The sequence below is a fragment of the Neobacillus sp. KR4-4 genome (assembly GCF_042136325.1).
Classification (GTDB): domain Bacteria; phylum Bacillota; class Bacilli; order Bacillales; family Cytobacillaceae; genus Neobacillus.
On record NZ_JBHHJU010000016.1, the window covers coordinates 56,447 to 68,710 of the forward strand.

General features: G+C 39.0%; 11 protein-coding genes. 10 read left to right on the forward strand and 1 reads right to left on the reverse strand.

Features of this window, described 5'->3' with window-relative positions; translation table 11 throughout:
• Positions 1-11 precede the first annotated feature (11 nt).
• Positions 12-1,007: an NAD(P)/FAD-dependent oxidoreductase gene (locus ACE198_RS16775; protein ID WP_098571005.1), complete on the forward strand. Its 996-nt coding sequence runs from the start codon at positions 12-14 to the stop codon at positions 1,005-1,007.
• 178 nt (positions 1,008-1,185) lie between these two features.
• Here ACE198_RS16775 and ACE198_RS16780 read toward each other — a convergent pair whose 3' ends face one another.
• Positions 1,186-2,388: an MFS transporter gene (locus tag ACE198_RS16780; protein ID WP_375376321.1), complete on the reverse strand. Its 1,203-nt coding sequence runs from the start codon at positions 2,386-2,388 to the stop codon at positions 1,186-1,188.
• A 237-nt stretch (positions 2,389-2,625) separates the two neighbouring features.
• Between ACE198_RS16780 and ACE198_RS16785 the strand changes: the two genes are divergently transcribed.
• The 9 genes from ACE198_RS16785 (at position 2,626) to ACE198_RS16825 (ending at position 12,224) form a co-directional block, all read left to right on the forward strand.
• Entirely contained in the window at positions 2,626-3,006 is a 381-nt protein-coding gene (locus tag ACE198_RS16785) for a GntR family transcriptional regulator (RefSeq protein WP_375376322.1), read from the forward strand.
• Positions 3,003-3,905, forward strand: coding sequence for an ATP-binding cassette domain-containing protein (locus ACE198_RS16790; protein ID WP_375376323.1), 903 nt, complete (start codon positions 3,003-3,005; stop codon positions 3,903-3,905). Before ACE198_RS16785 ends, ACE198_RS16790 begins: the two co-directional genes overlap by 4 nt.
• Positions 3,886-4,635 carry a hypothetical protein gene (locus ACE198_RS16795; protein WP_375376324.1) on the forward strand — a complete coding sequence of 250 codons (750 nt, stop codon included), beginning with the start codon at positions 3,886-3,888 and terminating at the stop codon, positions 4,633-4,635. The genes ACE198_RS16790 and ACE198_RS16795 overlap by 20 nt, the downstream gene beginning before the upstream one ends.
• 2 nt (positions 4,636-4,637) lie before the next feature.
• Positions 4,638-5,357 carry a hypothetical protein gene (locus ACE198_RS16800; protein WP_375376325.1) on the forward strand — a complete coding sequence of 240 codons (720 nt, stop codon included), beginning with the start codon at positions 4,638-4,640 and terminating at the stop codon, positions 5,355-5,357.
• 169 nt (positions 5,358-5,526) lie between these two features.
• The gene (locus ACE198_RS16805; RefSeq protein WP_375376326.1) at positions 5,527-7,086 is read left to right on the forward strand and encodes a response regulator transcription factor; all 1,560 of its coding nucleotides are present in this window, start codon (positions 5,527-5,529) and stop codon (positions 7,084-7,086) included.
• Between the two features lie 13 nt (positions 7,087-7,099).
• Entirely contained in the window at positions 7,100-8,863 is a 1,764-nt protein-coding gene (locus tag ACE198_RS16810) for a sensor histidine kinase (protein WP_375376327.1), read from the forward strand.
• 176 nt (positions 8,864-9,039) lie between these two features.
• Positions 9,040-10,326: an ABC transporter substrate-binding protein gene (locus tag ACE198_RS16815; RefSeq protein WP_098570997.1), complete on the forward strand. Its 1,287-nt coding sequence runs from the start codon at positions 9,040-9,042 to the stop codon at positions 10,324-10,326.
• Between the two features lie 217 nt (positions 10,327-10,543).
• A complete protein-coding gene (locus ACE198_RS16820; protein WP_285851361.1) occupies positions 10,544-11,407 on the forward strand; it encodes a carbohydrate ABC transporter permease in 864 nt (287 codons plus the stop codon).
• Positions 11,400-12,224, forward strand: coding sequence for a carbohydrate ABC transporter permease (locus ACE198_RS16825; protein ID WP_375376328.1), 825 nt, complete (start codon positions 11,400-11,402; stop codon positions 12,222-12,224). The genes ACE198_RS16820 and ACE198_RS16825 overlap by 8 nt, the downstream gene beginning before the upstream one ends.
• Positions 12,225-12,264 lie beyond the last annotated feature (40 nt).

A 12,264-nucleotide genomic window follows, 5' to 3' on the forward strand; every position in this document is an offset into this window, starting at 1 on the left:
GGATAGATGGGATGGGGGATGAAATGAAATTATACGATGTTACCATTATCGGTGGTGGCCCAGTTGGCTTATTTACCGCTTTTTATTGTGGAATGAGAGAGATGGAAACAAAAATAATTGAGTTTCTCCCATACTTAGGGGGAAAGGTTTCCTACTTCTATCCAGAAAAGGTGATCCGCGATATTGGCGGGATACCGGCTGTTTCAGGAGAAAACTTAATTAAACAGCTAGTAGAACAGGCGCAAACCTTTGATCCGACAATTGTTTTAAATCAACAAGTAGTCGGGTTAGAAAGGTTAGCAGATGGGACGTTCCTCTTAACAAGTCACAATGGTGAGAAACACCATACCAGGTCTATTATCTTAGCGACTGGATTCGGTACATTAAAAAGTGCCAAACTTGACGTAGAACATGCTGATCAATATGAAGGACGTAACCTGCGTTATGCAGTCGAAAAGCTCAATGACTACAAAGACAAACATGTGCTTATTTCTGGTGGTGGTAATTCGGCTGTTGATTGGGCGAACGAGCTGCTCCCGATTGCACGTCATATTACCGTGGTGCATCGAAGGCATGAGTTTTCTGGACTTGAGAGAAACATCAGTAACTTGCGGAAATCAACTGCGACCATCTTGACACCGCATGTTTTGGATGCGTTACATGGGGAGGACGGTCGAATTGAGAGTGTTACCGTAAAGGATATTGAAACAAACAACACTCAGATCATTGACGTGGACGAAGTTCTCGTCAATCATGGCTTCTGTATTGACCTAGGCCCTATCAAGGGATGGGGATTAGAATTCGAATACGGAAACATCAAGGTGGACAGTAGGATGCAAACCAATATCGAGGGTATTTTTGCAGCTGGAGACGTCGCAAACTACCAAAACAAACTACACCTGATAGCGGGCGGATTCTCCGAAGGCCCCACCGCCGTCAATAGCGCGAAAGCATACATAGAACCCGAAAAAGAACTAAAGCCCATCTATTCCACCACCCATTTTTAAACGGCTGATATAAGTGTGGAGTCATTAGTGGTATCATTAGTGGTTTTACATTAGTGGTGTTACATTAATGGAGTCATTAGTGGTGTCAGGCACCGCTCGTGGACATTTGTACTCTCAGGGAGGACGCTCATCTATAAAGCAGGCAACATCCAATATGTCGGATGTTGCCTGTTTGTTGTTATGTGTTTTGTTTGACTGGGCGGGATTGAAGGTATTTATGCCTGGTATAAAAGAGTGTGGTCATGATTATAGATATGCCGCCGAACAGTACGCACATAAGCTGTAGGCCGATTAGGTCTAGGAGAAAGCCGCTAATGAGCAGGACAATCTGAAAGGTAACACGGTCTAGCATGTTTCTAAATGAAAAAAAGCGGCCATGGAACTCTTTTGGTATCTTTGTTTGAAAAATGGTCGCAGCTGTCGGGAAAAAACAGCCGACAGAAAATCCAAAAAAGGCAAAAGCCACGACAGATAATACCGGTACATCAGCTAAATAGAGAAGCAGCTGGGAACCCCCAATCAAAAACGAACAAGCAAATAAGATGATGTAGGGGGATATCCGGCCACTAATCAACTTAATGAGAAAAGCGCCAAGCATGAAAGAGATTCCCTCTGTTGTGTAAATCCAGCCTTTTATGGCTGAACTGTCTTGGAGTTCACTAATGTTAATAACCACAAGGTTAAATCCACCAAGAAAGAGGACCGGGATGAGAGTCATGATAAGCGTCATCAAGACAATTGGCAGACCTTTAATAATTGGAAAAACGTCTTTAAAGTTTGTTTTTTCAGTGCGGCTTTTCTTTGCTATCAGAAGATCCTTTGATTCATCAATATTTAAGAACCAAGTTAGGATAAATAAACCTATATACGCTACGAGAGAACCAACATAAAGCATCGATAAAGGCAGAATAACCAACAAAATTCCAGCTACCGCTGTGCCGATAATACGGGAAAGTGTTGAAACATTCATATGGATACCATTTAGTTGAAGCAAATCCTTTTCGGACACGATAAGTGGCAGGGCTGCTTGTAGTGCTGGAAAATAAAATGCTGCAGAAATTTGCAGCAAGACAAGAAACACAACCATCCACCAGATCGAACCTGTTGCAATCGCAATTAACATGAAGACAACACTGACAGCCCTTACAAATCCTGCCAGAAGCATAACCGTTTTCTTACTTACTTGGTCGGTAAGTCTGCCTGCATAGGGGCCAAACGCAACCCCGGCAAGCAAGCCTGCAGCAAGAAGAAGCGATTTTAAGAAGTCTGATGGGAGCTTCTCTTGCATAAATTCCAAATTACCAATCACACCGAGCCACAAACCAAGCCCCGCGATAAATTCCCCTGTCAACAAAATCCAAACATTCTTATTCCGTAACATACGCAGTTTCCCTCAATCCTCTACTCAAATCGAACAATCTGAAAATATAATACTATCAAAAATAGTAACAGAAAAGGGTGTCAGGCACCACTCATTGACAAATGTCTTTTTATGGTGCCTGACACCAAATGATGACGCAAAATGAAAATATTGGTAATTAGCCCATTGTTTTTTATTTCCAATTATTATATACTGCATTACAACACTAATGCACTATGTTGGGAGAGGAGTGATAGCTTGAATCTTAATTTGGATGGGACCAAGCCGATTTATCTACAGATATCGGAGTGGCTTGAGCGTGAGATTCTGAATGGTAATTTTGAAAGTGATCAAAAGATATACTCTCAATACCAACTGGCAGAAATCTTTAATATTAATCCAGCGACCGCTGCAAAAGGGCTCAACATATTAGCGGATGAAAATATCCTTTATAAAAAACGCGGTTTGGGCATGTTTGTAACCAGCGCTGCCAAAGAAATGATCCTGACCAAACGGAAGAATGAAACGTTAAAAAAGTTAGTTCAGGAAATTGTTCTTGAAGCGGAACGATTAAGCGTAAGTAAAGGAGAATTAATTGAAATGATTAAAGCGGCAGACTTAAGGGGGGAAGAGAAATGAGTGTTATTACATGCAATGGATTGACCAAAAAGTACGGAAGAAATAAAGCATTAAATAACCTGTCATTTAGTATCGAAGAAAATAAAATTACCGGTCTGATTGGAAGAAATGGATCAGGGAAAACAACACTTCTAAAAATCATTGCAGGCCATCTAAAGGAGACATCTGGCGAGATAAAGGTGTTCTCCGAAAAGCCATTTAATAATCTAATGGTTTCGGCCAACATTATCTTTATTCATGACCAAATGAATCTGCCTGCAGCATTAAATCTTAAGGAAATCCTAGTTGTCGCGGCAAACTTTTATGAAAATTGGAATTCAGAGTTAGCTAATCGTCTTTTTGACTATTTCTCTTTTAACCCATCACACTATTATCAAGACCTCTCAAAGGGAATGAAAAGCACCTTCAATAGCATCTTAGGATTGTCTGCCCGGTGCCCATTAACATTTTTTGATGAACCGACCACGGGGATGGATGCAGGAGTCAGAAATGATTTTTATCGTGCTATGCTCAAAGACTATATCTCCTATCCACGCTCTAATATTATTTCAAGCCATCATTTAAATGAAGTTGAGGATTTACTTGAAGATATCCTTTTAATTAAAGAAGGAAAAGAGCATCTTCATCTCCCGTCAGAAGACTTTAAGGAGTGGTCGATTGGAACGCAAGGAAAGACAGCTATCCTCAATGAATGGACAGTAGATAAAGAAATCATTCACACAAAGTCCATCGGTCTTGACCAATCGTACGTTGTCGTGAGGAATCAGTTTTCTGAGCAAGAAGTGCAGAGGGCTCGTATCGCTGGGATTGAGCTTTCACCAGTTTCTGCTAGTGACTTGTGTGTCTATCTAACTAGTAAAACCGAAGGGGGAATTGATGATGTCTTTAACCACGGTTAGTCTAACTTCTATTGTGAAAAAACAATATTCCTATAAACTGAAGGCCTATGTTCAGGTGTTTTGGAACCTTGTTTTTCTCCAACTGCTGGCAATCCTTTTTTCACTAAACGGCGTGGGCATGTCGGGATCAAGCAGTGAAACACTTGAGGTGGAGGTTCATTATTATTCGGCTGATTTGGTGGCTTTCTTCACCATGCTATGGGGGTTTATCATAGCGAACATCATTACGACAAAAGCGTATCGGAATGATGACTTCACCTTTGTCACTAACCGACTAAGCCATAACCTTTCTAATATACTGTTTTTGCTGACAGCAAGCATCATTGGCGGGCTGGCAGCCATGCTGTCACCCAATTTACTGAAGGTGATAATGTATATCTTTGATCGTCAACTTATGGTTGCTAGTACAAGTGCAGCGGGTTCACTTAATGAATTTATATTAGGCATCTGCACAACAAGCCTTTATATTTTCCTATTTTGTGCGCTCGGATATTTGCTCGGAACGCTTGTCCAGATTCATAAAGTATTCGTTGTCCTAGTGCCGGCGTTATTTTTCGGTGCCCTGTTTCTTGGCGGGGTTAGCGGGAATACAAGGATCGTGAGCAACTTCTTCGGATTTATCTTTACAGAATCTTCTATCCTATTATTTATGACCAAAATCATTATTAGTTGCACGCTGGTCTTTGCCAGTGCCCTTGTATTGTCAACCCGATTGGAGGTTAAACAATAACCATGATGAATATAGGGAGTCTATTACCCATTTTATTTATTCTCGTTATTATCTCCATCTTCACAGCCAAAGGTATAAGGAGGACAGTCAATAACAAGGGGAAGTCTGTTTCCAGCTCTTGGGCCCGAAGGATTTTTGGAGGATATATCTCACTATTACTCATTTGTACAATTGTGGTTCCGTTTATCAACGGAAAAAGTATGGCTGATTTAAAAAAAGCACCTATCGACGCCATAGAAAAAGAAGGGAAGACTTTATTCGATGCAGCTGTTGCAGGAAAAATTTCTAAAATCGATAGAAACCTCATAGAGAAAAAATGGGATTTCGAGTATCGTGAGCCAAAACTTAATCTATCAGTTGGAACTGAAGAGTTTTTCGCGACACAGATTTTTGTAGAAAGAAAGAAAACGAATGATGATAAGATTGAAGCTGTGTACTATAGAACGAGATCAAGTGTAAATGACATGGATATCAGTAAGGTGATAAACCCAATCCGTCTGACATTAGCAGGGGATCTATTAACTTTACACAACTCAAAGAAGGCTAAACTTAATTTCTCCATCTTTAATCAGATCTTTCCGGTTACCCAATTTACGGGTGTGCCTTCGTTATTTCAACATCAATCTAGTTTTTATGAGGGTCAAAGCATTCTCTATTTGCGAATTCCGAAAGATCTGGAATTGAATAGCCAATCTGAAGTGAATATTCAGTTTGTAGAGTAAATTGGGTAGCCGTTTAGGCTATCTTTTTTTGTTGTAAAAAACTAATCAAACGTTTAATTAAAGTGCAACTAATTGGTTCAATTTTTATGAAAAGGGATTGAGTTTGTTTATAGTATAATTAAAATATTGAAATATCGAATTGTACAGGTCATCTTCTGGGGGGATTCCGTTGACAGTCGGGGAACTATGCCGAACACTTATTGTAGACGATGAAATGTTAATCAGACAAGGGATTAAGCACTATATCAATTGGGAACAAGAGGGTTTTATGATTGTTGGCGAGGCTTCGAACGGTCAAGAGGCCCTTGAATTAATCGAAGCTACCGATCCGCATATTATCATTACAGATATCGTGATGCCCATCATGGATGGGGAGGAATTAACCAGAATTGTGAAGGAAAGATATCCTCATAAAGAAATCATTATTTTAAGCAGTTTTGGCGAATTCGATTATGTCCGTTCCACCTTTCAAAGCGGTGTTGTTGATTATATATTAAAGCCGAAGCTTAATGCAGAAGGCCTTTTAAAGGCACTGAAAACGGCCGCTAATCGAATTCCTGCCTTTCAAAAAATGGACCAAAGATTAACAGGAAATCTCCCGATTGGGCAGATTATCGATAAACTTATTTCAGGTTATGAAGTAAATTATAATCCAGATTTAGTATCTCAGGCTTTTCCGTTTAGCCACTTTTGTTTAATCGGAGTAGATTTAAGAAACCACCATCAATCTAAAAAAAGTACAGAATTCAAAACTAGTATCAAAAGGGAAATCGAAGAGGCATTTCAGCATAACAAAAGCCAAGCTGTTCTCGAGCCCTTAAGTTTGGAAGAAAACATCATTGGATACTTAATGAATATGAATATAGAGAATTTTCCCGAGGCCATTAAAATGGCCCGCCAACTTGATCAGAACATTCCGGGAATTAGTCTTGTTTTGACGGAGGCGTTTACCGACCTTTCATTAGTAGGGAACATGTACAAGGAAAGTCTTATAAAATTGTTTGATTATCGCTTTTATTTTTTCAATCAACCATTGTTAATGGTGCAGGATCTCCCTAACCTGCCTTCTAAACCTGAAAAATTCAATTTGGATTGGTTTACCGAGGAGTTAAAGCGAAAACATTTTGACTCAGCCTTTCAGTATTTACAAGAACATATCCAAGTCATGTCTTCTTGTTATACGATGGACGTCCTTGAATATAAAGCTTTCTTTGGCAACATTATTTTCAACATTACCATTCTCCTAAGTAATATGAAATATGATGTATCTGATTTGGAAAATGCGAAGTATTCCTATTTTCGATCGATTGATGAAGCGCCTTCAGCAACGGCTACAGTTGAATTATTGAATCATTTTATTGAAGAAGCGAAAAAATGCATTTTTTCGGTGCAAAGCGAGCCGGAAGATATCAATATAAAAAAATTAATGGAGTATATTGGAGAACACTATGCCGAGCCGCTTACCTTAACAGGCGTGGCAAAGCATTTTCATTTTAATCCATCATACCTTTCTAACTATTTTTCAACACATAGCAGGGAAGGATTCATCGAATATCTAAATCGAATCCGGATTGAGGAAGCGACGAAGCTGCTTATGGAGGGAACGGAATCGATCTCCGAAATTAGTGGAATGGTAGGTTACTCGGATCATAGCTATTTCTGTAAAGTTTTTAAGAAAATCAAGGGATTGTCTCCAAGCCAATACAAAAGACAGCAAAAACTAAGATAAGAGATGGTGAATTATGAGATTGATTCCCGAACGTTTTAAACATAACGGTTTATTTATCGTTATGTTTTTCATTACAGTATTGATGATTATCACAGTTTCGATCACGATTACATGGACAACCATTCGGATGTCGGAGCAATTTTTTATTAAAAAGTTTAGCGTGACGAACTCAAAAGTAATGAATCAGGTAAAGGAGAGCTTCGAATCCTTTAATTATTCAGTCGTTCTTGCATCGAACAATCTCCTTCAAAGCACTACAATTAAAAAAGTTCTGATGTCGGAGGAATTTAGCAATAAAGAGAAGTTAAATGCCTATTTTAATACAGGTCAACAGTTAAAGCGGATCGAAACCAATTTAGATGCTTATGAGGAAAGCATTTTTGTTATGGGCCGAAACGGGTTCAGCTTTGCAACGGATCGTACGTACTGGCCAATAACAGATGAAGAGTTAAGGACTAGTGTCCTTACTAGTAATACGTTTAAGCAGCCGAAGAAGCTGATCTACCAATTGGACATGCGGAAGGATGGAACGAATCGCCAGTTCATTGTTGCATCAAAGGTGCTAATGGAGCGAATCAACGGTACGGTTTATGGTTCAATGTTTTTTGCGTTTGATGAACGTGAATTTAGAAGGTTCTTCACAAGCTATACAGGTCCCGGGAATAATGTGTTTGTTGTAGACAAGCATGGTGTCATTGTGTCGAGCAATCTGTCAAAGCTCATTGGACAAGCACCAAAGGGCTTTCTGAGCTATGCAACTAAAATCGAAAAGAGCTCAGACCGTTATATTATTGATTCCTTTATGGGAAAGGATCAAATTATCTCAATGGAGTACCTTCCTTCTTTTGATATGTACTTGTTTAATATCATTGACAAGCAAAAAGCAGTCGGAGACCTAATTGATAAAAAAGCTATTGTGCTCATTTCGATGGGAATTGTCTTTGTGGCATTAATCATTGTCCTGCTCGCCACAAGGAGATTGACCAATTCATTATCGAGTCTGGTGAAGCAGATTGAAGATGCCTCAAAACATAATTTCCATCAATATGTCTCTGCAAGCGGCACCTATGAAACCATGAAAATTGGCAATGCCTTTAATTCCATGCTGGATGAGCTTCATCAGTATGTCGACCAGCTGGTAGAATCTCAAAAGCAGAAGCGTAATGCGGAATTAGCAGCACTGCAACAGCAAATCAATCCACATTTTTTGTACAATACGCTGACTTCCATAAAATTTATGGTGCAGCAGGGTAGTAAAGAAGAAACCGAAGCGACCATTAATGCATTGATCTCTTTGCTTCAAAATACAATTGGCAATGTCAGTGAGACAAATACGATTGGACAAGAAGTAGATAATTTAAAAAATTATGTCCTAATTAATCAAAAAAGGTACGGTAATCGGATTAAAGTGAACTATTTTATCGCGCCAGATTGTATAGAGTATCATGTACCTAAGCTGATTTTGCAGCCTTTTATGGAAAATTCATTCTTCCACGGCTTCAATCATAAGCCTGGCGGGTACATCAATGTTCTTGTCTGGCAGGAGGAAAATGTATTAATCTGTGAAGTTGTTGATAATGGAGATGGTATGGAGGTTTCTTCTGAAAATAAACTCCCTAATACGAAGCGCAAACAACAAATGTTTTCCGGAATTGGCGTCCGGAATGTTCATGAGCGGATCCAACTTATTTACGGGGAACAGTATGGGGTCACGATATCCAGCGAATTAGGTGAAGGGACAAAGGTACGACTGGAGCTTCCGATTTCCATAAAGTAAAAATAGTCATAAAATCTAAAAATAATCCAAATGAATTAAATGGAAGCGTGTTCATGTTACAAAGATATTACCATCCAATAAAAATATCGTCCTAACGATTTAGTCCTTTTAGGTGATAACATTATATTTGTAAGTGAGATAACGCTTACATAAAATAGGATGTTGGGGGAATATCAATGAAAAAAGTACTAGCACTCTTTTTAGTTAGTATACTGATGCTAACTGCTTGTTCTTCGGGATCAAATAAAGAGACTTCCGACAAAGGCAAAGATACAAATGAAGTAACGGTTTGGGCATGGGATCCAAATTTCAACATTAAAGCAATGAATATAGCAAAAGACGCTTATAAGTCTGAGAATCCAGATGTAAACATTAAAGTAATTGAACATGCGCAAGATGACATTATTCAAAAGTTGAATACCAGCTTAAGTTCTGGGACTACAAAGGGATTGCCGAATATTGTATTAATTGAAGATTATCGGGCGCAAAGCTTCCTTAAAGCGTATCCAGATATGTTCCATGAGTTAACGGGTTCTTTTAAAGCGGATGATTTCGCACAGTATAAAATTGCCCCTACCAGCTTGGATGGCAAAAATTATGGCCTTCCATTTGATACAGGTGTAACGGGACTATATGTAAGAACTGACTATTTGGAAAAAGCGGGATACAAAGTCGCAGATTTACAAAACATGGACTGGAATAAATACATTGAAGTAGGTAAGAAGGTTAAAGAAGCAACTGGGAAAGCAATGCTTACACAGGATCCAAAAGACCTTGGTCTTATTCGTATGATGATTCAAACAAGCGGTTCTTGGTACTTAAAGAACGACGGCGTTACACCTGACTTAGCAGGCAACGCAGCTTTAAAGGAAGCATTCCAAACATATAAAGCGATTTTAGACGCAGATTTAGTAAAACCGGTTTCTGACTGGGGTCAATTCGTTGCAGGATTTAACAGCGGTGACGTGGCAACTGTTCCAACTGGTAACTGGATAACTCCATCCATCAAGGCTGAAGCATCACAAGCCGGCAAATGGGCGGTTCTTCCGATGCCAAAACAATCTGGCATTGCAACTTCCGTGAACGCTTCTAACCTAGGCGGCAGCTCTTGGTACGTGTTAAACATCGATGGTAAAGAAAAGGCTGCGGACTTCTTAGGAAAAACATTTGGATCCAATGCTGATTTTTATCAGACATTAAATAAAGAAATGGGCGCTATTGGTACTTACAAGCCAGCTGCTGAAGGCGAAGCTTATAAAGCTGCGGATGATTTCTTCGGAGGACAAAAAGTAGTTTCTGACTTTGCTGCTTGGACAGAGAAAATTCCTCAAGTTAACTATGGTATGCACACATATGCCATTGAAGACATTTTAGCTGTTGGAATGCAAGATTACCTTAAAGGTAAAGATCTAGATAAAGTATTAGAGGATGCTCAAAAGCAAGCAGAAGAACAAATTAAATAACACAACAAGTAACAATCTACTTTTAAAGAGATTATGCCTTAGAATTTCGCCGGCTCTGCCATTCATGTATTGGAGCTAACTGATCCATCAGGCGACTTTCTGAGGCGTTTTCTTTTCTTAAACTCACAATGTAAGGAGTTGACTAGAATTGATAACAGCGAAAGAAAACCACACTCAAGCCTTTCTAAAATCAAATTCCGGCGGCCGCAAAACTCGGCTGAAAAATAATATCATTGGCTGGTCATTTGTTATTATCGCTGCCGTAATGATTCTTTTATTTTACTTCTACCCAATGATTCAGGCTCTTATTTTATCCTTTCAAACAGGTGTTGGTGCAAATCTAACCTTTACAGGTATCGATAATTATACGCGGTTATTTAAAGACCCAACATTCCTAACCACGGTAAAAAATACAGTCATTTATCTAATCATTCAAGTACCGGTTATGATTTTACTAGCTTTATTTCTTTCGGTTCTACTAAATAATAAAGCGTTAAAGTTTAAGGGCTTTTTTCGTACAGCCATCTTCTTACCATGTGTAACCTCACTTGTTGCCTATTCGGTCATCTTTAAATATTTGTTTGGACAAGATGGAATTATTAATATGATGTTAATGAAAGTTGCAATCATTTCAGAACCCATCCAATGGCTTACCGATCCTTTTTGGGCGAAAATCGCGATTATTGTGGCGATTACTTGGCGTTGGACCGGTTACAACATGATTTTCTATTTATCTGCTCTTCAAAACGTTGATGAGTCCATCTATGAAGCAGCTAGAATCGATGGCGCTTCGCCAGTTCAACAGTTTTTCAAAATAACCATTCCAATGTTGAAGCCGATTATTCTATTTACATCAATCACTTCAACAATTGGTACACTGCAGTTATTTGACGAGGTCATGAATATTACTAAGGGTGGTCCGGGTAATGCAACAATGACTATTTCTCAGTATATCTATAACTTATCGTTTAAATATACTCCGGACTTTGGGTATGCAGCCACCGTCTCTTATGCAATCGTAATTATGATTGTTATCTTCTCGATCATTCAGTTTAAAGCGGCAGGTGATAAAAATGAGTAAGCTAAAAAATACATTCAGTTATACCGTTCTAGCCATCGCAGCGATTGTCTCTGTGTTTCCATTTTTATGGATGATTGTAAGCTCGACAAACAAGTCTGTTGATGTAACGCAAGGAAGGATGCTTCCCGGCAGTCACTTTATGGAGAACCTTCGCAATCTTCTGGACACTGTTGATCTTGTGCCTGCATTAATCAATTCAACTAAAATCTCGGTATTAACAACCATCCTTGCGATGCTGGTTGCATCTTTGGCGGGATATGGATTTGAAATTTATAAAAGTAAATCAAAGGATTTTGTGTTTAATATATTACTAGTTTCAATGATGATTCCTTTTGCGGCTTTGATGGTACCGCTCTTTAGAATGTTTGCTTCCATCTCACAATCCTTCTCGATCATTGGGATTGATACAATCGCAGCTGTCATTTTGCCGACCGTTACAACCGCCTACCTGATCTTTTTCTTTAGACAAAGCACGAAAATGTTTCCAAAAGAAATTCTTGAAGCTGGAAGAATTGATGGCCTCTCGGAATTAGGATGTTTCTTTAAGATTTATGTTCCTACCATGAAAACCACTTACGCAGCTGCGGCGATCATAACCTTTATGGCAAGCTGGAACAGTTATTTATGGCCGCTGGTTGTATTGCAGTCACCTGAAAACCAGACGATCCCACTATTAATTTCAAACTTAGGTTCAAGCTACTCACCTGACTTTGGAATGATTATGACAGCAATTGTAATAGCAACCTTACCAGCAGCACTAATCTTCTTTATCATGCAAAAGCATTTCGTTGCCGGTATGATGGGATCTGTTAAATAGTAGGTACTTGGAAAAATAGAAATAGAAATGAGTGATCATG

Bases quoted from the DNA above. Each gene is read 5' to 3' on its own strand.
- ACE198_RS16775 (WP_098571005.1), top strand. From the start codon at position 12: ATGGGGGATGAAATGAAATTATACGATGTTACCATTATCGGTGGTGGC.
- ACE198_RS16780 (WP_375376321.1), bottom strand. From the start codon at position 2,388: ATGTTACGGAATAAGAATGTTTGGATTTTGTTGACAGGGGAATTTATC.
- ACE198_RS16810 (WP_375376327.1), top strand. From the start codon at position 7,100: ATGAGATTGATTCCCGAACGTTTTAAACATAACGGTTTATTTATCGTT.
- ACE198_RS16815 (WP_098570997.1), top strand. From the start codon at position 9,040: ATGAAAAAAGTACTAGCACTCTTTTTAGTTAGTATACTGATGCTAACT.
- ACE198_RS16800 (WP_375376325.1), top strand. From the start codon at position 4,638: ATGATGAATATAGGGAGTCTATTACCCATTTTATTTATTCTCGTTATT.
- ACE198_RS16790 (WP_375376323.1), top strand. From the start codon at position 3,003: ATGAGTGTTATTACATGCAATGGATTGACCAAAAAGTACGGAAGAAAT.
- ACE198_RS16795 (WP_375376324.1), top strand. From the start codon at position 3,886: ATGTCTTTAACCACGGTTAGTCTAACTTCTATTGTGAAAAAACAATAT.
- ACE198_RS16825 (WP_375376328.1), top strand. From the start codon at position 11,400: ATGAGTAAGCTAAAAAATACATTCAGTTATACCGTTCTAGCCATCGCA.